Raw genomic sequence first — 25,634 nt, 5'->3', positions numbered from 1 at the left:
TGGCAGTGTTTGTCTGCCAATGCTTGCCCATTGGTTTTTGAAGTTTTTTGAAAAATTTCACAATCAAGTAAAACCTTTATCAGACAAGGTTTTTAAGGCATTTTGAATATTTAGTATTGAAGTTTTGGAAGAATTTACCAATTGGCAGATATGGGCAAAAAAAACAGTACTTTTTGAGTACTGCTTAAAATAAAAATATCCCCGAATTAACCTAAAGGTCTTTATCCATATATTCTTCGAGTGACAATTTGAGTTGGTCTAAAAATGCAGTTCGGGAGCCAGCCCTTGTTTTCATCCGGTGGAAAGAGTGATGTATATCATTTAAGGGTGTTTGGAAGAGGACTTGAAAAATCAAAGCTAATTTTCGGATACCAATTTTTCCGTAAGCCACGGAATTTGAAGCATAAAGAGCGTATATCAGTTCAATGAGTGCATTTTGTGAATTTGTCCACGAAATATCCTTGTTGGTTTCTAAATTTTGTAAAAGCGCATCGGGATTTTCTTCAGGATTTATTTTGGAAAGTAAATAAGTATAGATTAGTTCATTGGCAATTATATGGGCTATTTTGTGGTCATAATAGGTTGAGAAAGTTAGGTCAATTTCAAATACACCGCTCTTTAAACCATCGTGATAATTTATGTTTCCAAGTGTGAAATAGCTATGGTCACGGTCTGTTCTATTTGCACGATAATATCTGTAAAAATCTTCGTTGCAGATGTTTTCCTCGTATTCGGTTTTAAGAATTTTCAACTGTTTTTCGTAAAAACTTTGGTACATTTTGCCTTTGCTTGCAGGACAAGTTGTTTCAAGACGAAATACCTTATTGTAATAAATAAGTTTGCCTAAAATTTGCGGTTTAATGTTTTTAAAAAAGTCTATTTCTTGTTGTTCATTCTTAAAACCTGATTTTAAAACATCTGCTTTAATGTTATGCAACATCGTATTTAGAAATAAAGTCATTTGGTAAGCCTCGTCAGACGTCTGCATTATATGAGAAGAAAAAATATTTTCTTGATGCCGAATTTTTAATAATATTTCACTTAATAGGATTTCCATAGCGTAATCGATTTTAGGTTAACATTATTTGTTTTATAATCAAATCTTTGATTATTCAAAATTTGAAAAAAATAATGAAACCATTCCCACAGGTTCCCCCAAGGTGGGAATTTTTTTTTTTGAAGTGAAATTTCAAATACAAAAAAAGGCAGACAAAAAAAATGGACAAAGTGTTAGCCACATTGCCCATTAATCATTAAATTTGTAGTATTGATTTACAGGGGTAATTCAATGAAATCAAGCGCAGTAAGCACCATTACTAAATCGTTACCAACAGAGTTTTGCACTCTTGTAAGCTACTGTTTATTAGTCAATTTCGACTTGATTAATCTTTTTCTTATAAAAAAACGTTCAGGATAAACTCTGAACGTTTTTTATTTTGATAAAATATGTGAAATCAAAAATTTCTAAATTCTTTCAATATCTGCACCGATTGCTTTTAGTCTTCCGTCAATATTCTCATATCCTCGGTCAATTTGCTCAATGTTGTGAATGATAGATTTTCCTTCTGCAGAAAGAGCAGCGATCAATAAAGCATTTCCGGCTCTGATGTCGGGAGAAACCATAGTTGTTCCTCTTAAAGGTGCTTCCTGATTTAAGCCGATAACTGTAGCTCTGTGAGGATCACATAAAATAATCTGTGCCCCCATATCAATAAGTTTATCAACAAAGAATAATCTTGATTCGAACATTTTCTGATGTACCAAAAGACTGCCTTTTGCCTGAGTTGCCACTACTAATATAATAGAAAGTAAATCTGGTGTAAAACCAGGCCAAGGTGCATCTGATACTGTTAAGATAGATCCGTCGATGAATTTTTGTATTTTATAATGTTCCTGAGCCGGAATATAAATGTCATCACCGCTCTGCTCAAGCTGTATTCCCAGTTTTCTGAATGTGTTTGGAATTACACCCAGCTGATTCCAGTTGACATTTTTTATGGTAATTTCAGATTTCGTCATGGCAGCAAGACCAATCCACGACCCAATTTCTACCATATCCGGAAGCATTGTGTGTTCTGTGCCGTGCAAATGGGTAACACCTTCAACAGTAAGAAGATTAGATCCGATTCCGGAAATATTTGCTCCCATTCTGTTGAGCATTTTACACAGTTGCTGTAGGTATGGTTCGCAGGCTGCATTATAAATTCTGGTTTTTCCTTTCGCTAAAACTGCTGCCATAACGATATTGGCAGTTCCTGTTACAGAAGCTTCTTCCAGAAGGATAAATTTACCGTTGAGCTCTTTGGCTTTTAATGAATAGAAAGATTCTTCCTCATCATAATTGAACTCCGCACCCAATTCTACCAATCCCTGAAAATGTGTATCAAGTCTTCTTCTTCCGATTTTGTCACCACCCGGAGTCGGCATATAGGCTTCACCGTAACGAGCAAGCATTGGACCCATCAGCATGATAGATCCTCTCAGTTTTGCACCGTCTTTTTTAAATTCTTTAGATTTTATATACTCAAAATTGACTTTGTCTGATTTGAAAGTGTAATCTCCATGAGCATTTTTGGTAACTTTCACACCAAAATCACCTAAAATTTCAATAAGTCTGTTGACATCATGAATATCAGGAATATTTTTTATTCTTACTTCTTCATCTGTCAGTAAAACTGCACATAAAATTTGAAGCGCTTCATTTTTTGCTCCTTGTGGAGTGATTTCACCTTGCAGTCTTTTCCCTCCTCTTATTTGAAATGTTCCACTCATTATTATCTTCTGTTCTTGTGATTGTTATTATTAAATCTTCTTTTAGCAGGCTGATTTCTGTTGTTTGAGTTTTTATTATTGTTGTTATTCCTGTTGGCATTGTTGGCGTAGTAGATTTTACTTTTCTCCAGGCTGTCAATTCCGGTGAGGTCTAATCTGTTTTGCGAAAGTTCCTTTAAATGTCGGAAAATCACATCATCCGTAACGTGCTCTTTGTTATAAACATTATAAGATTTCTTCATATTGTTGGCAATTACCTCTATTAAGGCTTCTTTCTCGTCACCTGCTTCAAGTTCAATTGCTTTTTCGATTAGCTGAAGAATACTCTTTCCGTAAAACTTAAAATCACCCTGAAGTTTTGGATACTCCATTCTTTTAGGCTTTTCTTCCAGTTCTTCCTTTGTAGGAAAAGGGTAGGGAGAGTCTACATCCAGATCATAATTGGCAAGAATGTAAAGGTGATCCCAAAGTTTATGTTTGTAATTTTCTTCGTCACGGAGCTGTGGGTTTCTCTGACCCATAAAATCAATGATTGCCATTGCCATTTCGTTTCTTTGTCCTTTGTCTGAAACTTCTTTGCAACGCTCAACCAGCTGCTGTATAATTCTGCCGTATTCCGGCATATTAAGATGTGTTTTTTGGGTATTGTATTCCATAGTAATGCAAATATATGGATTAATAAAAAAACACTCGAAAATTTTTTTTATATATGAACATTGCTATCATAATATAAGTTCTGATCAGGACAGATTAACGAGGGATAAAATTTTATTTAATTTAAATTTAACATAATATAAATTATTTAATTTAAATAACTTTAAGTATTTATATTTTCATTTAAAAGTTGTATTTATTGTATATAATTTATTAAAATTGCAATTTATAAACTAATTCAAAAAAAATATTTAAATGAAAAAATTACATTTTTTAGCGTCTGTATTGACGCTAGTTTTAGTATCTTCTTGTCAGAATGACGAATTGGTTGATAAAACTTCGAATCAATTAGAAGTTCATGACAAGATAGTAAATGTTACCAATCACGATGGGCGACCTTTCAGTACAGGAGGAAACCTCAACGGAAAATTTGTAGCAGGACCGGGTGGCGGAGTTTTAATGCAGGGATTTTATTGGGATGTTCCAGCAGGCGGAAACTGGTGGAATACAGTAACTGGTAAACTTACAGACTGGTCAAATGCCGGAATTAGTGCAGTATGGCTTCCTCCTGTATCAAAAGCGCAAAACGGCCCATACTCAATGGGATATGATCCTACAGATTATTATGATTTTGGAGAATACAACCAAAATGGAACTGTTGAAACACGTTTCGGATCCCGATCTGAACTTGAAGCACTGATTTCAAAGGCTCATGAGGAAAATATGCAGGTGTATGCTGATATTGTACTCAACCATAACAGCGGAGGACAGTCTGAAGCCAATCCTTTTACCGGAACCAATACATGGACAAATTTTTCTGGCGTAGCTTCAGGGAAGTTTACCAGAAATTACAATGATTTTTATAAAAACTCATACGGAAATAATGATGAGGGGGCTTTTGGTGGTTTTCCGGATTTGTGTCATGCCAATCCTTATGTGCAGAGCTGGTTGTGGGGAAGGGAAGATTCTGTAGGAAAGTATTATAAAAATGTGATGAAATTTGACGGTTGGAGATTTGATTATGTAAAAGGTTTCGGACCGTGGGTGGTCAATACATGGAATTCTAATATCGGAGGATTTTCTGTGGGAGAATTGTGGGATTCAAATGTGAATACATTGGAATGGTGGGCAAATAATGCTAACAGCTCTGTATTTGATTTTGCAGCATATTATAAGATGGACGAGGCATTTGATAACGGAAACCTGAATATATTAAATGACGATATGATGTGGAAAAGGAATCCGTTTAAAGCAGTAACATTTGTAGCCAATCATGATACGGATATTATCTGGAACAAAATGCTGGCGTATGCTTATATCTTAACGCACGAAGGTTATCCTACCATTTTTTATAGAGATTACGAAGAATGGCTGAATAAAGAAAGACTGAATAACCTGATCTGGATCCATAATAATAAAGCAACAGGAAATACTTCTATTCTTTACACGGATAATGACGAATATATTGCTAGACGTAACGGTTACAACGGAAATCCGGGTCTGGTTGTTTATATCAACAATTCATCAAACTGGCAGGAAAGATGGATTCAAACCAACTGGAGCAATCAGCAGATTAAAGATTTTACGGGACACTCCAACTGGCATCCGACTACTCAGGGAGACAAATGGGTGAAAATTCAGTGTCCGCCGAAAAGCTATTCGGTTTGGTCACTTAATCAGTAATAAAATACAAGTTAAAAAAATTGCCCCGATGTTGGGGCATTTTAATTTTAATAACCTGGAGTTAATTTACATCTTTATAAATTTCTTTTTTTGATGCTGATCCGGCAAAAAACATTTCTGACTGGCAAGCTTCATTCTGTTTTTTGAGATTTTATCGTAAATACTGTCGGTGATTATTCTGGGAAATAAATTGGCAACAGAAGAAATTTTAAAAATTCCGCCCAGCAAATTGGCAATTTTAAGAACAGCTTTAGACTTTACAAGATAATACTGATGAGGTTTCCAAAGATACAATGTGCTAAGTTCATTTGTATCTAAGCCTCGCTCCTTTAGAAATCGCTGTCCGAAATCTGACTGTAATGAAGCAAACATAAATTCATCATTTTTATCGCGCTCCAAAATCCACTGTACCCAAAAGTTACAAAATCCGCACTCTCCATCGTAGAAAACGATATGTTTTTCTTCCCATTTTTCCGGCATAGATTATTTCATTTTAATTTTGGTTTCTTCTATTTCTCTTTTGAAATATTGTATGAGTTCTTGTCTTTCGGCATCGGTTATTTTTGCATCCTGATGTCCTAGATAATAAGATTCTAGAGGCATTTCATGTTTTTCCAGCATTTCTACGCATTCCTCCATTTTGTGAATCTGTCTTTTGGGTTCGTAGGTTGCAAAAATGGAAAAATTAAGATGTTTTCTGCCTTCATCCACATGATTTTTAAGCCACCAGGATACGGGTGCAATGCTGGAATACCACGGGTATTTCGTTTCATCCGAATGGCAGTCGTAGCAAGAGTTACTGATTAGTTTTGAAATCTCTGGAGAAGTTTTTTTTATTTTCAAAAAATCCATTCCGGGATTTACAGGTTTATTTGTTTTATCAATCGGGAAAAACTGAATCATAATGAAAGCAACCAGTAGTACGACAAGAATTTTTTTCATAGGGAATTTTTATTTTTCATTTATTGCAATTGCATCTTAATCCTAATAATTTTTAATCAATTAAAAGTACAAAAAAATAGTGGCTTTTTGAGTTTATATTTAATTACAAAAATCATTTTTATGCATTATAGACAATAAAGACTTATCTTTGCAAAAAATTTTGGGCTTCGAAAGACGAAGTAACCCATTCTTAATAAGTACGGCAAAAGATTTGGAAATTAGCGGTTTAAAGATTTTTAAGAAAATCTCTTAGATTGTTTTCTTTTATTTTTTGTCTAAAAGAAACAAATTTTATGTCAAATATTGTTGCCATTGTTGGGCGTCCCAACGTAGGAAAATCCACGTTATTTAATCGTTTGCTAGAAAGGAGAGAAGCTATTGTAGATTCTACTGCAGGTGTTACCAGAGACCGTCATTACGGAAAATCTGACTGGATCGGAGTAGAATTTACCGTTATTGATACCGGTGGTTATGATGTAAATAATGATGATGTATTTCAGGGCGAAATTTCAAAACAGGTGCAGCTTGCCGTAGATGAGGCAACTTCAATTATTTTCATGCTGAATGTGGAAGAAGGTCTTACAGATACAGATTATGAAATTCATGAGATGCTGAGAAGATCAAACAAACCGGTGTATATTGTGGTCAACAAAGTAGATTCTTCTAAAGAAGAGCTGGATGCTACAGAATTTTATCAGCTTGGAATAGAAAAATATTATACATTATCATCTGCAACAGGAAGCGGAACCGGAGAATTGCTGGATGATGTGGTGAAAGATTTCCCTACTACAGAATATAAAGATCCTTTTGAAGGGCTTCCGAAAATTACAATTGCAGGTCGTCCTAACGTAGGAAAATCAACACTTACCAATGCTCTGCTTGATAAAGACCGTAATATCGTAACCGATGTTGCAGGAACTACCAGAGACAGTATTCAGACTTTATATAATAAATTCGGACACGAATTTGTGTTGGTAGATACCGCGGGAATGAGAAGGAAATCTAAAGTTTCGGAAGATCTTGAATTTTATTCCGTAATGCGTTCGATCCGTTCTATTGAATATTCTGATGTGGTAATTATCATGGTAGATGCTACTTTGGGATGGGAGTCACAGGATATGAATATTTTCGGTCTGGCTCAGAAAAACAGAAAAGGTATCGTGATTGTGGTTAATAAATGGGATTTGGTTGAAGATAAAACTACGAATACAGTAAGGGATTTTGAAAAATCTATTAAAGATAAAATCGGTCAGTTCAGTGATATTCCAATTCTTTTTGTTTCTGCACTTACAAAGCAGAGAATTTTAAAAGTAGTAGAAACGGCAATGACTGTTTATGAAGACCGTAAGAAAAAAATCAAAACTTCAAAACTGAATGAAGTGATGCTTCCGATTTTTGAAGCAACACCGCCACCTGCAAACAAAGGCAAATATATCAAGATTAAATATTGCGTACAGCTTCCAACGCCGTCACCACAGTTTGTATTCTTCTGCAATTTACCTCAGTATGTAAAAGAACCATACAAAAGATTTACTGAAAACCAGCTGAGAAAAGAGTTCGGGTTTACCGGAGTTCCTATCGAAGTGTATTTCAGACAAAAATAAATTATAATCCCTTTCAGATTTTCCTGAGAGGGATTTTATTCTTAATTAAATTTTATACTTTAGCTAAAAGCTTTTCAAAATAATGAACACCATCGTTTTATCAGAACAATTTTCTTTAGTTAATTCCTGGATCAATGAACTTAGAAACGTAGAAATCCAGCAAGATCGTATGAGATTCCGCAGAAATATGGAAAGAATCGGCGAAATTGCTGCTTTCGAGATCAGCAAAACACTGGAGCAGAAAGAAATTGAAATTCAGACACCTCTGGATACGATTAAAGTGAAGGAAATTGCGGTTCAGCCTGTGATTACCACCATTTTGAGAGCCGGAGTTCCTTTGTTTGAAGGAATTTTGAATTATCTTGATAAAGCAGATTGCGGATTTGTTGCCGCTTACAGAAAACACGATGCCAACGATTATTTTTCTATTAAACAGGATTATTTAACGTGTCCGAATATCGAAGGCAGACCTTTAATCGTTGCCGATCCTATGTTGGCAACCGGAGCTTCTCTTATTGAAGCCATCAAAGATCTTTTAACAAATGGAAAACCAACACAACTTCATATTGTTGCTGCTATTGCTTCGAGACAAGGTGTTGAAACCATCGAAAAAGCGTACCCAAACGCAAAGATTTGGGTTGGAGCTATTGATGAAAATCTTACTTCCAAAGGATATATCACTCCAGGATTGGGCGATGCCGGAGATCTCAGCTACGGCGAAAAATTACAGCGATAAATTATTTTTCCTCAAATAATTTTGCATTCTAAATTCTGCTAAATTTACGGAAACTAATTTTTAAAAAAGCGAAGGAAAAAATATTTTTTTTCGTCTAATTAAAAAAGTGACTGTAATGAAAACCGAAATATGAATTTCGAGTTTATTTTTTATCAGTATCAGAAAATGGTGTATAATCTTGCTTTGCAGTACACCCAGAATACAGAAGATGCAGAAGAAATAACTCAGGATGTTTTTGTGAAAATATCACAAAAAATAGATGGCTTCAAAAATGAGTCATCTCTAAAAACATGGATTTATCGTATCACGATTAATACTTCTTTGGATTACATAAAATCCAAAAACTCAAATAAAAAATCTTTTTTTGGTTTGTTTAAAGATGATTCTGAAAACAGGCAGTACGAACCGGTTGATTTTAATCATCCAGGTGTTGTTCTGGAACAGAAGGAGGAAGTGATGAAAATTTTCAGCTTTATTAATATGCTTCCGAATGATCAGAAAACAGCAGTTATCTTACTGAAAATTGAAGGGAATTCTCAGCAGGAAACCGCTGAAATCATGAATGTGAGTCAAAAAGCTGTGGAATCTCTTTTTCAGCGCGCCAAAAAAAATCTTATCCAAAAACTAAATCAACAGAAGGAATATGAAAAATAACTCGTCTAAGTATGTAATGGAAGATCAGTTGCAGCTATTAGAAAAAATTCAGAAAGTGGAAGCCCCTTCAGAATTATATGAAAAAATTCTCAGTAAAATTGAGAATCATAGGAAAGATGTAGTTTCTCCAAAATGGATTTTCGCAGCTGCAGCAGTTATTGTTATTCTGATCAGTTTTAATATTAAACTTATTCAAAATACAAAAGACTCTTCAAGATCAGATTTTGAAACTTTGTTTATGATGAAACCAGAAAATACTTTTTCTTATGACTAAGAACAGGTTTTATATTTTTATGATTGTCGGTTTGCTGATTTCCAATCTTCTGTTGGTGATCTTCATGCTTACGCGAAAACCTCCGCATCATTCTGGTCCGCGAGATCTCATTATACAACGGCTGCATTTTGATGAAAAACAGGTACAGCAGTATGACGGACTGATTGAACAGCACAGAATGCAGATTAGAGAAAAAGAACACGAAATGATGGATATGAAAACGCAGTATTATTCATTATTAAAAAATAAAAATCAGAAAAAAGAAGATTCTCTGGTTCAGCAGATCGGAAAAATAAGTATGGAAACAGAGAAAATCAATTTTGAACACTTTCAGGATATCAGAAAAATTTGCTATCCCGATCAGTTGCAGGATTTTGATCATCTTATTGATGAGTTTGAAAACTTGTTTAATCGACCAGGTAAGCCACCTCGTTAAGTCAATTTAAAAATCTGAAAAAATACTAACCTAATAAAACTTAAAAACCTCTTTATGAAAAAAATGATAAGAACACTTATTGTTCCTGTTCTCGCTGTTGCAGCAGTTTTGTATTCCTGTTCCGGAGACGATGTTTATGAAGGAACGCCTGTTTCAGATGAATATCCGGGAATTTTGGCGGCTTTCGGTTCTAATATCAACCTTAGCAGTCTTGAAAATTACGCCAACCAGACGAAACCCAATTATATAACAAGAGATAATTCCGCAGGTAATCCTATTACCGATAAAGGAGCTACTTTGGGAAGAATGTTGTTTTACGACAAAAATCTTTCTAAGAATAATACTATCTCGTGTTCAAGCTGTCATAAGCAGGAATTGGCTTTTGGAGATAACGTTGTGGCAAGCGTGGGTGTAAACGGAACTACCGGAAGACATTCTATGAGACTAGTCAACGCAAGATTTGGAAACGAAGCAAAGTTTTTCTGGGACGAGAGAGCAGCGACTCTGGAAGCACAAACGACTTTTCCAATTCAGGATCATATTGAAATGGGTTTTAGCGGAACTAATGGAGACGGTAACTTTCAGGATTTGATTGCAAAACTTCAAAATTTAAAATATTATCAGGAAATGTTCAAATTTGTTTATGGTGATGCTGCAGTTACCCAAGCAAGAGTTCAGAGTGCTTTGGCGCAGTTCATCAGAAGTATACAGTCTTTTGATTCTAAATATGATGCAGGCAGAGCAGTAAGCGCTAATGACCAGCAGTCTTTTCCAAATTTTACAGCACAGGAAAATCAGGGTAAAAATTTGTTTTTATCACCTCCTGTTTTTGATGCTGCAGGAAGCAGAACCGGCGGCGGTTTGGGCTGTGCCGGCTGTCATGGTGCGCCTGAATTTGATATTGACCCTAATTCAAGAAACAACGGAATCATCGGAAATATCAGTGGAATCGGCATTGATATTACAAATACCCGAGCGCCAAGTTTGAGAAATATAACCAACCCTAATGGTATAGAAAACGGACAGTTTATGCATACCGGAGCTTTCACTACATTACAACAGGTAATCGGACATTACGGAAATATCAATATTGCTCCCGGAAATACAAATTTAGATCCGCGCCTAAGACCAAACGGAAACGGACAAAAATTAAATCTTACTGCGACAGAAGTAAATGCGGTTGTAGCATTTCTGAAAACACTATCCGGAACAGATGTTTATACCAATAAGAAGTGGAGTAACCCTTTCAAATGATAAGAATTAAAAGCTGTCTACAAGGACAGCTTTTTTATTTCATTAAATATCCATTGCCATAACCAAGATGCTTATCTTATTATTTCCTTTCTTTAAAATTTCCCATGCAACGGAAGCCAGCGTGTTTCCTGTTGTAAATACATCATCAATAAGCAGTATATGAGTGTCTTCGATTGTTTTGGTGACCGAAAATGTATTTTGGTTTTCGAGCCTGCGTTTCTTGTCTTTGAGAGCCTGTGCTGATGAATAATAATTTCGTTTGATTAAAGTATGATCAAAAGGGATTTGATATGATTCAGAAAGCTGTTCGGTAAAAAGGTGAAGCTGATTATATCCTCTCTCTTTTGTTTTCCTGGGATGCAGTGGAACGGTAACCAGTAAGTCTGGCTTCTCGTCTTTAAAATCAAGATATTCTGTAGTCCATTCTGCTAAGATCTTTCCCGCTTTTTCTCTGCTTTTATATTTTAATTCATGAATAATTTTGCGGCTAAGGCTTTCTTTTTCAAATTCCATCAGTGCAAAAGCATTTTCCAGCGGAAAGAGTAATTTACATCTTTCTTTTAATGAATTTTTAGATAAAAAGTCATGATAAGCAAATTGAATCTGGCTGAAACAGACAGGGCAAACCAATGATTCGCTTTCGATAATCCGGTTGCATTCCAGACAGCGGTTGGGAAATAACAAATCTAAAATCATTTGTGTATAATTTAGGACTAATTTAAGCTTTTATCGCAATAAAAAAAGTTACCACTGAAAAAAATCAATGGTAACTTCCTTAAATATATTGAGTAAAATAATTTACTTAATAGTGTCTATGCATTTTCTAAAATATATGAAAACATTAAAGGAGCACAAATGGTAGCGTCACTTTCAACAATGAATTTTGGGGTTGTGATGTCTAATTTTCCCCAGGTAATTTTTTCATTAGGAACAGCACCCGAATACGAACCGTAAGATGTCGTAGAGTCTGAAATCTGGCAGAAATAAGACCAGAAAGGAATGTCATGCATCTCCATATCCTGATACAGCATCGGAACTACGCAGATCGGGAAATCTCCTGCAATTCCACCACCGATCTGGAAAAATCCTACACCTTTTCCTGCGGAATTTTTGGTATACCAGTCTGCAAGATAAGTCATGTATTCAATTCCTGATTTCATAGTGGTTGCTTTCAGCTCACCTTTAATGCAGTAAGAAGCAAAAATATTTCCCATCGTAGAATCTTCCCATCCCGGAACTACAATCGGTAAATTTTTCTCAGCTGCAGCAATCATCCACGAGTTTTCTCTCGGAATTTCATAATACTGTTCCAAAACTCCGGAAAGAATCATTTTATACATAAACTCGTGTGGGAAATATCTTTCGCCTTTAGCTTCGGCATCTTTCCAGATTTCTACAATGTGTTTCTGCAGTCTTCTGAAAGCTTCTTCTTCAGGGATACACGTGTCAGTTACTCTGTTTAAGCCTCTTGCTAAAAGATCCCATTCATCCTGAGCTGTCAGATCTCTGTAATGAGGAACTCTTTCATAATGAGAATGAGCGACAAGATTCATCAGATCTTCTTCAAGATTGGCTCCTGTGCAGGAAATAAAATCAACTTTTCCCTGACGGATCATTTCTGCTAAAATTTTTCCTAATTCTGCTGTAGACATTGCTCCTGCAAGAGTAATCATCATCTTTCCGCCGTCTTTAAGGTGGGCAACGTATCCTTTTGATGCGTCTACCAAAGCAGCTGCATTGAAGTGCAGGTAATATTTTTCTATAAACTCGGTAATCGGCTTGCTCATTATTTTATTTTTTGCAAAGATAAAATTTAAAAACGGAAAGTAGCGGCTGCGCTCAAAGAAAGTCTTGTTAAACCTTCTTTTTCATCTCCTAAATCTACTGTTGTTCCGTTCAGTTTCATTTTACTTAAAGTACCTCCGGTCATTCCGATTTTTGGTCCTATAAATATATTGTTGGTAATGGCATATTGATAAGCAAAATTGATTTCAGCACCTAAATTTGATCCTGTTCCTTTGATGTTGCCGGTTGTAGTATTATAAGTAATAACTCCTAATGCAACGTCATAAAATAGTTTGTGCTTTGTGTCGCTGCTGAAGTTTGAAAACATATAAGCAGCTCCTATAAAGTGAATCTGATCTTCTGTACTTACAAATCCTCCGACCGTTTGCCCGTTACTATCCTGTACGGTAATTCTCCCATTGCTTGAAGCGAAATATCCTGAATATTTTAATCCGACACCAACATTTCCTTTGATAAGGTAATACGCAGAAACGCCTACATCTACACCGCTTTTCAGTCCTTTCAGATAATCTCTTGTGTCTTTTGAGATTCCTGAAGGCATTTTAGCAAGTCTCCACGCATATCCTACCGAAGGAATGATTGCAACCTTAGATTCCGAAACTTTCACTTCTGTATCCTGTGCTGAAAAAAGAAAAGGAGCGAAAATAACTCCTGCAATTATTAGTTTTTTAAGCATTATTAAATTTTTTTTGCAAAAATAGAGTTTTTCTCTAAATAAGGGGATTTAATATCTGAATTTTCTGTTTTCTTTTTTCTCGGAAATTTTCTTTTTATTTTCCAGACGTTTTTCAATTTTTCCTTTACCCGGTTTGGTGGCAATTCTTTTTTTGGGAATAATCAATGCAAGATTTACAATTTCCTGAATTTTTTCGGCTGCAATTTTTTTGTTCTGCAGCTGGGTTCTGCTTTCTGAAACGGTGAATTGTAAAATGCCTTCGGAATTTATTCTGTTTTTAAGCTTGAAAAAAATTCTTTCTTTTTCAGTCTCGGTAAAAACAGCAGAATCTTCTATCTTCCACATGACGGTTACAGAAGTTTCTACTTTGTTTACGTTTTGCCCGCCGCTTCCGCTGCTTCGTGAGGTTTTATAAGAAAGTTCGTGTTGGAATTTTTTCATGCTAAAATGGGAAATGTCTTTTAAATTAATTTTAAAACTTCTCGTCTTAAAACTTTTCCGTTTTCTGATCTGGGAAATTTTTCTAAAAATAGAATTTCTTTTGGAATATGAAATTTACTTTCATAATTAATCTGAGAAAGATGATTATTGATTTCTTCAGTTGCAATACCCTCAATAACCAGAGTCAGTTTTTCGCCCAATTTTTCATCTGGCTTTCCGATAAATATTAAATCTCTGTCAATATTTCTTTTAACTAAATTTTCGAGTTCTTCAGCAAAAATTTTTACGCCTCCGGAATTGATGACGTTATCGTACCGTCCTAAAAACCTGAATTGTTTTTCGCTGATTAATTCTACAATATCGTTCGTTTGCAGAACTTCCGGGTTGAGTTTCGGGGCAGAAATTGTAAGACATTTTCTGTCATCCGTAGAGATTTTAACGCCATCCAAAATTGTAAAAAACTCTTCCTGTACCGGGTAAAGTTGTTTTAATGCAATATGAGAAAGCGTTTCAGACATTCCGTAAGTTTCAAAAATTCGGGTTAATGAGTTGGAGTTTATGAGAGTTTGAGAGATTTTTTTCTTTAATGATTCTGAAACAGAAGCTCCGCCAATAATTAAATTTTTAATCCAGTGAATTTTGTTTAAGGAGTTTTCTACTTGCAAAGGAGTCATTGCGCAGAAATCAATGAAATCATTAATTTCCTGCAGCGGATTTGTGGAAGGTTCTTTCGTTATCAGTATAAGTTTTCTTTCAAAAGCTCTTGCGATCATCATTTTTCCTGAGATATATTCAATAGGAAGACACAGCAAAGCTGAATTTTCTTTTTTTAAATCTAAAAAATCACAGGTCATTTTTGCGGAACTAAGCATTCTGCTTTTTTCAATTTCAAAAATCTTGGGTGTTCCGGTAGAGCCGGATGTCTGAATTTTGACTTTTTCCGTGTGAGACAACCATTCTTCAAAAAAAAAAATGATTTTTTTTTGAAATTTATTTTCGGGATTTAATTGATTAATTTTGAGATTATTGAAGTCGATTTTCACGTTGTAAGCCTTATAAATTCTGAGTAAATTTAAAAAAAAGTTTTAAAAGTATTTGCAAATAAACAAAAACGCTGTATATTTGCACCACAAAACAAACAGAGACCCATGGTGTAGCGGTAACACTACTGATTTTGGTTCAGTCATCTGGGGTTCGAATCCCTGTGGGTCTACTGATTACTTAAACAGCTTACTAAAATAGTAAGCTGTTTTTTTATGCTTTTCAATGAGTTTTGAAGCTTATAAATAAACAAAAAACCTCCGAAAATTTTCAGAGGCTGATGTTTAATGTAATGCTTCGCTCAAATCTATTTTTTCTTTGCTTTTCCTTTCTCTTATAAATAAAATAAACGGAATACAAATTAAAAACGCTACACCGAGATAGAGGAAAACATCCATATAAGATAGAACGGTTGCCTGTTTGGTGACATTCAGGTCAAGGATTTTATAAGCAGCATTCATTGCGGCATCGGGAGTCATTCCTTTTGCTATGAAACTGGCTTTTAAGCCCTGCAGCCTTTGTTGTACATCAAAGTCATTGGAGTCTAAATGACTGATGAGATTCACCCTGTATTTTTGGCTCGCATTAGCAATGAAGGTTGTAATTGCAGCAATTCCGAAAGAACCACCCAATTGTCTCATCATTCCCGTAAATGCGGCGCCCTGTCCGATTTCCTGTCCTTTTAATGTACTTAAGGAAAGTGATGTTATAGGAATAAACAGTAATCCTAATCCCATTCCCCGCACAATCAGCATCCAGAAAAATGCATCTTTACTGGTGTCGGGAGTAAGAATTTTATATCCCCAAAAGCTGTAAATGAAAAATATAAGTAATCCTAATGAAACTAAAATCTGCTGTTTCGCTCCTTTTGATAATAATCTTCCGATAATCGGCATCATAAAAGCTGTTGTGAGAGCGGCAGGGATCATTAAAGCTCCTGATTGCAACGCCGTCCACCCTAAAATACTTTGAGTATACAAAGGAACTATGAAAGTGGAACCGTACAAACCAAAACCTAAAACGAAAGACATTACGGTTCCGATTCTGAGGTTTCCGTTTTTTAAGACTCTTAATTCTACAATCGGATATTTAAAGGTAAGCTCACGCCACAGAAATAAAATAAATCCTATAACTGCAGTTGCTGTAAATGTTACGATCATTCCGCTTTCAAACCAATCTTCTTCGTGTCCTCTTTCCAAAATAAACTGAAGAGATCCTACCGTTAATGCCAACAACATAATACCGAGCCAGTCAACATCAGAAACTTTTCTTTTTTCAGAAAATTTCGGACTTTTTACAAACTGTAGTGTCATTAAAGTTGCTGCAATTCCAATCGGAATATTAATATAGAAAATATATGGCCAGCTGTAATTGTCTACGATATATCCTCCCAATGGCGGACCAAGAGTAGGACCAATAATTACTCCTAAACCATAAATCGCCTGAGCCATGCTGCGTTTTTCAACCGGATAAGATTCGGTGATAATAGTCTGTGAAGTGACAAGCAGAGCTCCGCCTCCAATTCCCTGCATCAGTCTGAAGAAAACAAGTTCCCAGATATTGGTCGCATTACCGCACAAAAATGAAAATAAAGTAAATATCATAATGGAAGCCGCAAAGTAATTCCGTCTTCCAAACTGCTGAGAAAGCCAGCTCGTCATAGGAACAATGATGACGTTACCAATAGCATATGCTGTAATTACCCAGCCCACTTCAGAAAGCGTAGCACCAAGATTTCCTTTCATCTCATTCAGTGCAACATTGACGATGGTTGAGTCTACAATTTCAAGCAAAGCACATAGAATGGCAGTAATCGTAATGATTACCCGCCGTGCTCCGTATTCTACTAATGAATCCTGCATAGTTTTTTACAATGTAAAAAGTAAATTGTCAGTGGTCAGTCAACTTTATGGCTAATTTTATTGCTTCATTTCCAGAATACCATCAATTATTCATTTCGATTATAATTGATATGATTCAGCAAAACTGACAATTCGCTATTTCAATATTATTTTAAAGAAACTTCTGCTTTTACATTCATTCCTGTTCTCAGTTTTTGAACAATTGTTTTGTCTAAGTTTACAAAATCAATTTTCACCGGGAGCCGCTGTACGACTTTTACAAAGTTTCCGCTTGCATTATCTGGAGGAAGAATAGAAAATGTAGAACCTGTTGCCGGAGAAAAAGAGCTTACTCTTCCTTCAAAATCTTTATCAGGAAAAGCATCAATTTCAATATGAACTTTCTGACCTTCTGCCATTTTCGCAACCTGGGTTTCTTTAAAATTGGCAACTACCCATTTCTGATCGTTTTTGATGAGTGAAAAAAGCTGTGAACCAGCCTGTAAGAATTGTCCCGCCTGAATAGGAACTTTTCCTACGAAACCGTCTTCCGGAGCTAAAATTACTGTGTAAGAAAGATTCAGTCTTGCATTTTCTACATCTACTTCTCTTTGTTTTGCTATAGAACTGGCAACAGAGATCTGCTGAGTGCTTGCTGCAGTTTGCGAAGATGCAATATTGGTTTGCTGTGCAATTTGATTTTTCTGATCTACCAGTACCTGCATTTGTTTGTCGGCAGATTGTTTTGCTGCTAAAGCCTGTTCGTACTGCTGTTGGGTGATAGAATGGTCTTTTACTAAAATTTCATATCTTTTTAGATCCTGAGAAGTTTTCCAGACGTTAACTTTGGCAGCTTCAATCTGTGCGTTAGCAGTTTTTACGGCTGCTTCAGAACTGCTGATGTTTTTTGAAGTGGCATTGGTAGCAGACTGTGCAGATGAAATATTGCTTTTTGCTGTTCCCAAAGCGGCAAGAGCCTGTTCCAAAGCCATTTTTTGATCTTTATTGTCTAAAATGACCAAAGTGTCTCCTTTTTTTACAAATTGATTGTCTTTTACTTTTACTTCTGTCACATATTCTGATATTTTTGATATTACAGGATTCATGTTGGAGGCAATCTGTGCATCATCGGTTTCCTCATGATATTGGCTGTATGTATAAGATCTGTATCCGAAAATACCGCCTCCAATGAGAACTGCAGCTAAAATAATGGGAAAAACTAAACTTTTTTTCTTTTTAGGTTCAATATTGCTTGTATTGTTATTTTCCATTTTGGATGATATTCTTTGTTTATTATTTAATAGTTAATGTTCCTGTGGTCTGTAAAAGTTTTCTGTAAGCAAGAGCTGCATCGGCTTTAGCATTGATTACGCCTACATTGGCTGAAATTTGGGCAGCATCAGCATCCAGAAGTTCGGTCATTGTTGCAAGACCGTTGTCGTATTTATTTTTTGTAATTCTGTAGTTTTCATTAGCCTGTTCGGCTGATTTCTCAAAGACGGCAATTCTTTTTCTTGAATAATCTGAATTTTGATATTCTTTGTTGACTTCTAATTTAATATTGTCATTCAGCAAATCATTGGTTGCAGAAAGCTGCATTTCTCTCGCCTTCGACTGTTGTAGAGAAGAGTTCTTTTTCCAAACATTTGATAAGTTGTACGAAATGCCCACACCAAAATTCACTGCATTATAAACTGTGAAAAACTTCGGAATATCTGCTGCAACATAGCCTCCTGTTAATGCAATCGAAGGTAAATTTTCAGCTTTTGCTGCTTTTGTTCCCAATTCGGCTGCTTTTTTTTGCTGGTCAAGTGCCTGAAGATCTTTACGGTTTTGCTGTGCTTCAGTAAGATAGTAATTGACGGGTTTTAAATCTGAAATTTCATCAATATAATTCTCGTCAACCTTTAATTCTGTAGTTTCGGGAAGCCCCAAAAGCAAATCCATATTGATATTGGCAATATTGTAGTTGTTTTTAGCTTCTAAAAGCTGCAGCTCAATATTAGAAGTCTGAAGATTAGCTTTCAGGCGGTCATTTCTGGCTATAACGCCATTGTTTTCCAGTTTAAGAAAAGTCTCATCTCTTTTTTGTGATGCAGTAAAATTTTCTTCCAGTACTTTAATTGCCTGATTGGCCTTAAACAAATTGTTGTATGCCTGTGCAATATTATAAGCAATGGCTATTTTATCATTCTCTGTATTCAGTTTAGAAGCTTCTACAAGATATTTTGCAGACTGAATGCCGTATTTAATTCTTCCGCCACTATAAAGCGGAACGCTCAGATTGGCAGATCCAAATGCTACCTGATGAACTTCCGGTCCGCCTTCTGTGGAAACACCAGGTATTTTCAGATCAATAGTTGGCTTCAAAGGCAGATACATATAACTTCCCGAAACTTTCAGCTCCGGAAGCTGTCTGTTTTTAGCTTCCAGAAGATCTGCTGTAGCTTCTTCAATTTTTGCAGCATCAATTTTCAGACTTTTGCTGTTCATTATTCCAAGCTGTACTGCTTCATCAAGACTTAGCTGTTTTACTTCCTGCGCCTAAAAAAAAGACATTGCTCCCCAAAAAAGCAGTGCAATGACTGAATTATTTATTCTCTTCATAACCTAAAAGGTCTTTTAAAATATGTTTGATATGTTGTGTGAGTTCGTTGTAGTAATTTTTTTCAAACAAATCTTCTTCTTCGCTGTTTTTAAGAAACTCTTTGTACATTTCCTTTGAGTTGGAAGCGTAGAAAAGTGTTCCGCTGATCGTGGAGTGGAGAAGATATATCGGTGGGTTTTTAGTGAAAACTCCTTTGCGGATTCCGCTTTCTAATATTTTAGAATAGGTATTAAGGAAACTTATTTTGGTGTCTTTTAAAGATTTTACGATCTGAGGATTTTCACTATAAAGCTGTTCGCGCTGCATAATTCTGTAGAAATATTTTTGCTCACGGATACGGCTTGCAAATTTATCTACGATAATCATCATTTTCTGCCCTTCATCAATATCTGTTCTTTCTAAAATATCTTTGGCGAAAAACTGTCCTTCGTTGGTTCTGTACTCTACAAGTTTCTCATACAATTTTTCTTTAGATCCGAAATAATAAGAAATCATCGAAATATTAACGTTTGCGGCTTTTGATATTTCTCTTGTCGAGGTTCCGGGAAATCCCTTCTCAGCAAAGAGTTTTTCGGCGGCAAATAAAATATTTTCTTCTTTTGAAATCATAAGATTGATGTTTTACGGGTGCAAAGTTACATTATATTTCAATATAATCAAACGATTGATTGATTTTTTATTTTTAATAATATTAAGCGTGATCAAAATGAAATAATTAAATAAAAAAAGCGCTTTCTGAGAAAGAAAACGCAAGATTATAATTAATGATAAAAAGACTAAGAATTTTTATGGATGTATCTGGATAATTTAATTCCTAAATCCGTCCATACTATTTTGGGATTTCCGTTTCTGGTCAAGTGAAGGTCTGCTGTGCTGATCTCATCTAAAATACTGATGATATTAGCTCCACTGATAAATTTTGAAAATCCTTCCCAGTTAAATCCGTTGGCATCAATTTTTTTGTACACCAGATTTTGAGACTGATAATTCTGCAGCAATGCCAACCTAAAAATTTCAGAAGCATAATCTAAAAAATTTTTCTGTTTTTCTCTGTTCCATCCTGCAATTTCCCTTGCCCACAAAATAATATTTTTTAGAAATTCCGGTTTCTTTTTGACCATAAAAGCATCCCGAACCCACTGGACAAATAATTTTTCAAACTCAGGGTTTTTAGTTTCAGATTTTAAATATCGTAATGCATCATTGAGATTTCCCTGTGCCTGATGCACGATTTCTTTGATTTTGTCTTCTGCTGCTTCAGTATTTTTTTTCAGGTAAGCTTCAAGATCTTCATCTGAAATCCTCGGAACTTCAATAATCTGAGTTCTGGATAAAATGGTAGGCAGAATATCATCTGTAGAATCTGCTGTAAGAAAAATGAGGGTTTTTGCAGGCGGCTCTTCCAAAAATTTGAGAAATTTGTTGGATGCTGCGATATTCATCTTATCAGCTCTCCAGACAATCAGGATTTTTGTACCACCTTCAAAGCTTTTAAGGGAAAATTTCTGATTTTGCTCATCAATCTCATCAGCAGAGATAAAAAGCTGTTTGTTTTCAGATTCCAGATAGGCAGACCAATCCTCATAGCTTGCATACGGAGATTGAAGAATCATTTCCCGGAAATCGTCGAATCTGTTTTTGCTTACTGAAGTTTTTCCCTCAGTAAAAACTGGGAAACTAAAGTGCAGATCAAGATGGTTAAGATGTTCGACTTTGGATGCGGCATGCTCATTTTCACTCATCAGAATCTCTTTAGCGTATGCTAAAACCAATGGCAGTGTTCCGTAGCCTTCTTTTCCTATGAAAAGCTGGGCGTGGCTCACTCTGTTTTCAGTAATGCTGTCTTTCAGTAATTTTTTAAGATTTTGCTGTCCGGCAATTTTTTCCCAATTCATGTTTCAAAGATAAGAATTTTTAGAACGCATATTTTTTGAATAGTCAATTTTGCTTTGCAAGTCAATCGTTAATTTATCAAATGATTTTCTATTTAATTGATCTTGGAAATTCACTATTCACAGTAAAGTTGATTCAATTCATTATAGAAATTCGTAACAAATTCCCCTTAACAAACTTTAACCTCAGTAAATTTTTACAATTCATTAATATTTAAGATATTTGCGCATTATTTTAAAAATCTAGAATGAAAAAAATTTTTGTAGTATCATTCATTTCGGTGGGATATTTCCTTAACGCGCAGAGTTTAAGCAACTCTCCTTACGCAGTTTATGGAATTGGAGATGTAAAATATGATAATACGATTGAAACTGCTTCCATGGGAGGTATATCTACTGCTTATATCAGTGACTTTACAAGCAATTTTAACTTCGGAAACCCGGCAAATAACAGTAATTTTGATCTGACAAGCATCAGACTTGAAGCTACTAATGAAAATAATTACTTTAAAACCAATTACAACAATACAAAATCTACAAAACATTCTACTTATTTATCCAATATCGCTTTAGCTTTTCCTATTTCATCCAAAGTGAAAATGGGACTTCTTTATCAGCCCTACAGCTCAAAAAGCTATGATATAATTCATACCGAAACATTATCAGACGGTACTGTATATGGTAACAGATTTAAAGGGAGCGGGACATTGAATACGGCTCAGGCTGCTGTTTCTTACAAAATTAATTCTGAATTTTCAGTAGGTGCACGTGCCAATTATTACTTTGGAAATCTTTATGATCTGAATGAATTTACCTCATCAAATGCCGAATTGATCAACGGTTATGAGACTAAAAACAGCATTAAGAATTTCAACTTTACATTAGGTACAAGTTATCAGAAATTAGACACAAGAACAGACAAAAAATTCACTGTCGGAGCTACAGCTACATTCGGAAATACAAGTGATATGACAAATGAATACATCAACAGTACATATTATTATTCTGATGTAGATATAAAAGCAGGTGAGACAGTTATTGAAAGAAAAAATACAACCTCCAATAACCTGTTGCCTTTGCAGGCATCTTTAGGAGTTGGGTACGGTAGCGAAAACCAATGGTTTGTTTCAGGACAAATTGATTACAAAAAAGGGGAAACAGTAAGCTATTTCGGAAATACTTTTGATTTTAAAGATTCTTACAGGATTTCTGCAGGAGGTTGGTACTTGCCGAATTACAACAACTTCAGAAGTTATTTTTCGAGAGTGGTTTACCGTTACGGAGCTTTCTATGAAAAAGGAAGTATTGAATTAAGCGGAAACAGCATCAATAAGTTCGGGGTTTCTGCGGGAGTTTTACTTCCTTTCAAAAACAGCAGTATTACCAGAATGAGCGGTTTGGAAATTGGTGTTGAAGTAGGAAAAAGAGGAACTCTGAAGGATAACCTTATCAATCAGAATTTTGTAAACGTGAGAGTTGGTTTCAACTTTGCAGACAAATGGTTTAGAAAATCTCTTTACAATTAATAATGAAATTTATTTCAGATAAAACATTTAAAAATATAGCATACCTTTTTAGTTGTGCTATATTTTTTATATTCACCTCCTGTGAAGAAGATCTGACGAAACTGAATGGAAACGATGACAAAAATTTTCCGTCGCAGATTATTTACAATGCTAAAATCATCCAGAGAGATTCCGGCTTAGTAAAACTTCGGGCAAGTGCTCCGATTATTGAAAAATATGAGCTGATTGATAGTCCTTATATTGTTGCTAAAAAAGGGATGCGCATTGAGTTTTTCGACAAGAAAAAGCCTAAAAATCCTGGAAATATTACGGCTAAATATGCCAAAATTTTTGAATATAAGCAGTTTTACGAAGCAAGAGGTGATGTTAAGATTTTGACCAGCGACGGACAGAGGTTTGCTACGCAAAGTGTTTTCTGGGATCAAAAAAGAAAAAGAATTTACACCAGAGATACGGTTTATGCCACGATGGAAGATGGTTCTACACTTGTCCACGCCAACGGAATGACAGCCAAAGATGATTTTTCCGAATATACGTTTTATAAAAATTCGGGAGATCTGGATATCAGCAAAGCTAAAATGGCTCAGCCAGAACCATAGTGTGATGATCAATGCAATCGGCTTAATGTCGGGAACAAGTCTTGACGGTCTTGATATCTGCTTTGCCAGATTCCTGAAAGAAGATTCCGGATGGAAATTCACTATTTTAAAGGCTGAAACTGTTTCTTATCACGAAGTTTTGGAAAATCAGCTGAGAAATGCAATTCATTTATCGTCGCAGAATTTGCTGGCTCTGCATTCGGAATACGGTTTTTATCTTGGTAAAGAAGTGAAAAAATTCGTTTCAAAAAATAATATAGAAAAAGTTGACCTTATTGCTTCCCATGGTCATACCGTATTTCATCAACCTTATAAGAAGTTTACACTACAGATTGGGGACGGACGGGCAATAAAGCTTGAGACCGGACTTCCTGTTGTCTACGATTTTCGTTCTCAGGATGTTTTGATGGGGGGAAACGGCGCGCCTTTAGTACCGGTTGGTGATGAATTTCTTTTTGCAGAATATGATGCCTGTGTTAATTTGGGCGGATTTTCGAATATTTCTTTTAAGCTTAATAATAAAAGAATAGCTTTTGATATTTGCCCGGTCAATATTGTTTTAAATCAATTCGCACAAAATGCGGGACATAAATTTGATGAAAACGGTAATTTGGCAAGAAAGGGAACTGTTGACTGCGATCTTTTGGAAAAACTTAACGATATTAATTTTTATTCACAAACTTATCCGAAATCTTTAGGAATTGAATTTTGTAATGCTGAGATTTTGCCTTTGCTTTATGTTAAAGATCATTTTGATCTTTTGGCAACATTTACTGAGCATGCTGCACATCAGATTTCGGAAGTTCTCAATAAATTTAAATTTTCAAAAGTTCTTTTTACAGGTGGTGGAACGTACAACAACTTTTTGATTGAAAAAATTAAAATAAAAACTTCTTCTCAGGTCGTGATTCCGCAAAAAGAAATTATTGACTTCAAAGAAGCTCTGATTTTTGCTTTCATGGGCGTTTTGAGATACAGAAACGAAATAAATATACTGTCTTCTGCCACAGGAAGTTTCTGCGACCACAGTTCAGGAGTTATTGCGTAAAAAAACCTTCATTTCTGAAGGTTTTTAGACTATTTATAAGCTTCAATCTTATCCGTTAAAGTATTGATAAAGTTCTGAAGAGGCTTTTCGACCATCATTTTGATAAAAGGGTTGAATTTTCCTTCAAAAAGCATCTGAACTTCTGTCTGGTTTTCGTTCAGCGGTTTTAATGTTGCAGTCAGTGCAAAATCAAGACTTGAGCTGGCTGATTTCAAAACTGCCTTTTCGTCGGTGACTTCGTCAATTTTTAAAGCAATTTCCGGCATTCCCTGAAGTCCGAATTTAAAGCCGTCTTCTCTGGTTTCAAACTTCTGAAGACCATCCGGCATAAATTCTTTGTAATTTTCCGGAGATTTAAGCAGTTCAGATAAGTCTTTAGATGATTTATTGACAATAATCTTTCGTCCTTCTAAATTCATTTTTTATTTTTGTATTTAAATTCTTACAAATGTATAAAGTTTTTGTGAACGAAAAAAAATTATTAATATCTAAGAATCCCGAAAACTTAGAGAAAATCCTTCCATTTGAAAATTTTACCACTTTTGAGATTGCGCTGGATCTTCTTCAGAATACCTCAACATCAGAACTGAATGTTTACGGAGAAAATATTGATGAAATTTGGGAGTCATTTAAAAAACTTTTCAGAATTATAGAAGCAGCAGGCGGAATTGTAAATAAACCTTCAGGAGAAATTTTATTTATTAAAAGGCTTGGGAAATGGGATCTTCCGAAGGGTAAAATGGAAAAAGGGGAGTCCCGGGAAGAATCTGCTGTAAGAGAAATTGAGGAAGAAACAGGATTGAAAAATGTAGTGTTAAAAGATTTTATCAATACAACCTACCATATTTACACAGAAAGAAACGGAGATCAGGTTTTGAAGTATACCCACTGGTTTGAAATGTTCTTTGACGGTGAAGACACATCTAAGCCGCAAATAGAAGAGGGTATTACAGAAGTAGCGTGGAAAAATAAAGCACAGATAGAAAGTGAAGTTTTTCCCAATACATTTAAAAATATCAAATTAATTATTACAGAATTATTCAATAAATCCAGATAATTATCAATTAACTTTATAAGAAAGTCCCAATTTAGATTTCTAAACTGGGACTGTTTATTTTCGAGAACTACCTTTTGAGGAGTATTTTCG

The 25,634-nt window shown here is 35.2% G+C and carries 27 protein-coding genes and 1 tRNA gene; 12 read left to right on the top strand and 16 right to left on the bottom strand.

From position 1 onward, the window contains the following. Positions 1-211: 211 nt before the first annotated feature. The 3 genes from AC0NBN_RS07965 to AC0NBN_RS07955 all read right to left on the bottom strand — a co-directional run bounded on the left by AC0NBN_RS07965 (position 212) and on the right by AC0NBN_RS07955 (position 3,428). Complete coding sequence (locus AC0NBN_RS07965) at positions 212-1,057, bottom strand: RteC domain-containing protein (protein WP_078674553.1); 846 nt, start codon at positions 1,055-1,057, stop codon at positions 212-214. A gap of 407 nt (positions 1,058-1,464) precedes the next feature. Beyond that, positions 1,465-2,772, bottom strand: coding sequence for a UDP-N-acetylglucosamine 1-carboxyvinyltransferase (gene murA, locus AC0NBN_RS07960; protein ID WP_160812724.1), 1,308 nt, complete (start codon positions 2,770-2,772; stop codon positions 1,465-1,467). Positions 2,773-2,774: 2 nt separating this feature from the next. After that, positions 2,775-3,428: a DUF4290 domain-containing protein gene (locus AC0NBN_RS07955; protein ID WP_143884595.1), complete on the bottom strand. Its 654-nt coding sequence runs from the start codon at positions 3,426-3,428 to the stop codon at positions 2,775-2,777. A 253-nt stretch (positions 3,429-3,681) separates the two neighbouring features. Between AC0NBN_RS07955 and AC0NBN_RS07950 the strand changes: the two genes are divergently transcribed. After that, a complete protein-coding gene (locus tag AC0NBN_RS07950) occupies positions 3,682-5,109 on the top strand; it encodes an alpha-amylase (protein ID WP_160812725.1) in 1,428 nt (475 codons plus the stop codon). 66 nt (positions 5,110-5,175) lie between these two features. On the opposite strand, the gene AC0NBN_RS07945 is transcribed toward AC0NBN_RS07950, so the two are convergent. Continuing rightward, the gene (locus AC0NBN_RS07945) at positions 5,176-5,589 is read right to left on the bottom strand and encodes a thiol-disulfide oxidoreductase DCC family protein (RefSeq protein WP_143884593.1); all 414 of its coding nucleotides are present in this window, start codon (positions 5,587-5,589) and stop codon (positions 5,176-5,178) included. 3 nt (positions 5,590-5,592) lie between these two features. Beyond that, positions 5,593-6,051: a heme-binding domain-containing protein gene (locus tag AC0NBN_RS07940; RefSeq protein ID WP_143884592.1), complete on the bottom strand. Its 459-nt coding sequence runs from the start codon at positions 6,049-6,051 to the stop codon at positions 5,593-5,595. A gap of 293 nt (positions 6,052-6,344) precedes the next feature. Here AC0NBN_RS07940 and der point away from each other — a divergent pair, with 293 nt between their 5' ends. From der to AC0NBN_RS07910, 6 genes are all read left to right on the top strand, one after another. After that, positions 6,345-7,655 carry a ribosome biogenesis GTPase Der gene (gene der, locus AC0NBN_RS07935; RefSeq protein ID WP_160812726.1) on the top strand — a complete coding sequence of 437 codons (1,311 nt, stop codon included), beginning with the start codon at positions 6,345-6,347 and terminating at the stop codon, positions 7,653-7,655. Positions 7,656-7,737: 82 nt separating this feature from the next. Next, a complete protein-coding gene (gene upp, locus AC0NBN_RS07930) occupies positions 7,738-8,391 on the top strand; it encodes a uracil phosphoribosyltransferase (RefSeq protein WP_143884590.1) in 654 nt (217 codons plus the stop codon). 129 nt (positions 8,392-8,520) lie between these two features. Next, entirely contained in the window at positions 8,521-9,045 is a 525-nt protein-coding gene (locus tag AC0NBN_RS07925) for an RNA polymerase sigma factor (RefSeq protein WP_143884589.1), read from the top strand. Then, on the top strand, positions 9,035-9,319 hold the full coding sequence (locus tag AC0NBN_RS07920) for a hypothetical protein (protein WP_143884588.1): 285 nt from the start codon (positions 9,035-9,037) through the stop codon (positions 9,317-9,319). Before AC0NBN_RS07925 ends, AC0NBN_RS07920 begins: the two co-directional genes overlap by 11 nt. Beyond that, entirely contained in the window at positions 9,312-9,755 is a 444-nt protein-coding gene (locus AC0NBN_RS07915; protein WP_143884587.1) for a Spy/CpxP family protein refolding chaperone, read from the top strand. The genes AC0NBN_RS07920 and AC0NBN_RS07915 overlap by 8 nt, the downstream gene beginning before the upstream one ends. A gap of 54 nt (positions 9,756-9,809) precedes the next feature. Continuing rightward, positions 9,810-11,009, top strand: coding sequence for a cytochrome-c peroxidase (locus tag AC0NBN_RS07910; protein WP_143884586.1), 1,200 nt, complete (start codon positions 9,810-9,812; stop codon positions 11,007-11,009). Positions 11,010-11,051: 42 nt separating this feature from the next. On the opposite strand, the gene AC0NBN_RS07905 is transcribed toward AC0NBN_RS07910, so the two are convergent. The 5 genes from AC0NBN_RS07905 to AC0NBN_RS07885 form a co-directional block, all read right to left on the bottom strand. Further along, positions 11,052-11,705, bottom strand: a complete 654-nt coding sequence (locus AC0NBN_RS07905) for a ComF family protein (protein WP_160812727.1) — start codon at positions 11,703-11,705, stop codon at positions 11,052-11,054. Between the two features lie 116 nt (positions 11,706-11,821). Then, the gene (locus AC0NBN_RS07900; protein ID WP_160812728.1) at positions 11,822-12,796 is read right to left on the bottom strand and encodes a deoxyhypusine synthase family protein; all 975 of its coding nucleotides are present in this window, start codon (positions 12,794-12,796) and stop codon (positions 11,822-11,824) included. A gap of 26 nt (positions 12,797-12,822) precedes the next feature. After that, complete coding sequence (locus tag AC0NBN_RS07895; protein ID WP_143884584.1) at positions 12,823-13,491, bottom strand: autotransporter domain-containing protein; 669 nt, start codon at positions 13,489-13,491, stop codon at positions 12,823-12,825. Positions 13,492-13,539: 48 nt separating this feature from the next. Further along, entirely contained in the window at positions 13,540-13,932 is a 393-nt protein-coding gene (arfB, locus tag AC0NBN_RS07890) for an alternative ribosome rescue aminoacyl-tRNA hydrolase ArfB (RefSeq protein WP_143884583.1), read from the bottom strand. A gap of 20 nt (positions 13,933-13,952) precedes the next feature. Then, positions 13,953-14,975 (bottom strand): AMP-binding protein, encoded by a 1,023-nt coding sequence (locus AC0NBN_RS07885; protein WP_160812729.1) that lies wholly within the window; start codon positions 14,973-14,975, stop codon positions 13,953-13,955. Positions 14,976-15,074: 99 nt separating this feature from the next. Between AC0NBN_RS07885 and AC0NBN_RS07880 the strand changes: the two genes are divergently transcribed. Continuing rightward, positions 15,075-15,145: transfer RNA gene (locus AC0NBN_RS07880), tRNA-Gln, on the top strand. Positions 15,146-15,257: 112 nt separating this feature from the next. On the opposite strand, the gene AC0NBN_RS07875 is transcribed toward AC0NBN_RS07880, so the two are convergent. From AC0NBN_RS07875 to AC0NBN_RS07855, 5 genes are all read right to left on the bottom strand, one after another. Continuing rightward, entirely contained in the window at positions 15,258-16,835 is a 1,578-nt protein-coding gene (locus tag AC0NBN_RS07875; protein ID WP_143884581.1) for a DHA2 family efflux MFS transporter permease subunit, read from the bottom strand. Positions 16,836-16,981: 146 nt separating this feature from the next. Continuing rightward, a complete protein-coding gene (locus tag AC0NBN_RS07870) occupies positions 16,982-18,085 on the bottom strand; it encodes an HlyD family secretion protein (protein WP_160812730.1) in 1,104 nt (367 codons plus the stop codon). 22 nt (positions 18,086-18,107) lie between these two features. Continuing rightward, a complete protein-coding gene (locus tag AC0NBN_RS07865) occupies positions 18,108-19,307 on the bottom strand; it encodes a TolC family protein (protein WP_474467898.1) in 1,200 nt (399 codons plus the stop codon). 97 nt (positions 19,308-19,404) lie between these two features. Further along, the gene (locus tag AC0NBN_RS07860; RefSeq protein ID WP_143884578.1) at positions 19,405-20,031 is read right to left on the bottom strand and encodes a TetR/AcrR family transcriptional regulator; all 627 of its coding nucleotides are present in this window, start codon (positions 20,029-20,031) and stop codon (positions 19,405-19,407) included. Between the two features lie 167 nt (positions 20,032-20,198). Continuing rightward, positions 20,199-21,317, bottom strand: a complete 1,119-nt coding sequence (locus AC0NBN_RS07855; RefSeq protein ID WP_160812731.1) for a DNA polymerase III subunit delta' — start codon at positions 21,315-21,317, stop codon at positions 20,199-20,201. 245 nt (positions 21,318-21,562) lie between these two features. Here AC0NBN_RS07855 and bamG point away from each other — a divergent pair, with 245 nt between their 5' ends. The 3 genes from bamG to AC0NBN_RS07840 are packed head-to-tail and all read left to right on the top strand — an operon-like array spanning position 21,563 to position 24,487. After that, complete coding sequence (bamG, locus tag AC0NBN_RS07850) at positions 21,563-22,840, top strand: BamG family beta-barrel-assembly machinery protein (RefSeq protein WP_143884576.1); 1,278 nt, start codon at positions 21,563-21,565, stop codon at positions 22,838-22,840. Between the two features lie 2 nt (positions 22,841-22,842). Beyond that, a complete protein-coding gene (gene lptC / locus AC0NBN_RS07845; protein ID WP_160812732.1) occupies positions 22,843-23,439 on the top strand; it encodes an LPS export ABC transporter periplasmic protein LptC in 597 nt (198 codons plus the stop codon). A 4-nt stretch (positions 23,440-23,443) separates the two neighbouring features. Beyond that, positions 23,444-24,487: an anhydro-N-acetylmuramic acid kinase gene (locus tag AC0NBN_RS07840; protein WP_143884574.1), complete on the top strand. Its 1,044-nt coding sequence runs from the start codon at positions 23,444-23,446 to the stop codon at positions 24,485-24,487. A 29-nt stretch (positions 24,488-24,516) separates the two neighbouring features. Here AC0NBN_RS07840 and AC0NBN_RS07835 read toward each other — a convergent pair whose 3' ends face one another. Beyond that, entirely contained in the window at positions 24,517-24,906 is a 390-nt protein-coding gene (locus tag AC0NBN_RS07835) for a hypothetical protein (protein WP_034674362.1), read from the bottom strand. 29 nt (positions 24,907-24,935) lie between these two features. On the opposite strand from AC0NBN_RS07835, the gene AC0NBN_RS07830 reads away from it, so the two are divergent. Further along, complete coding sequence (locus AC0NBN_RS07830) at positions 24,936-25,544, top strand: NUDIX domain-containing protein (RefSeq protein ID WP_160812733.1); 609 nt, start codon at positions 24,936-24,938, stop codon at positions 25,542-25,544. Positions 25,545-25,634: the final 90 nt, after the last annotated feature.

Source organism: Chryseobacterium sp. L12 (assembly GCF_056133985.1).
The sequence above is the reverse complement of the archived record's forward strand: the minus strand, read 5'-3'. Positions and strand labels throughout refer to the sequence as shown.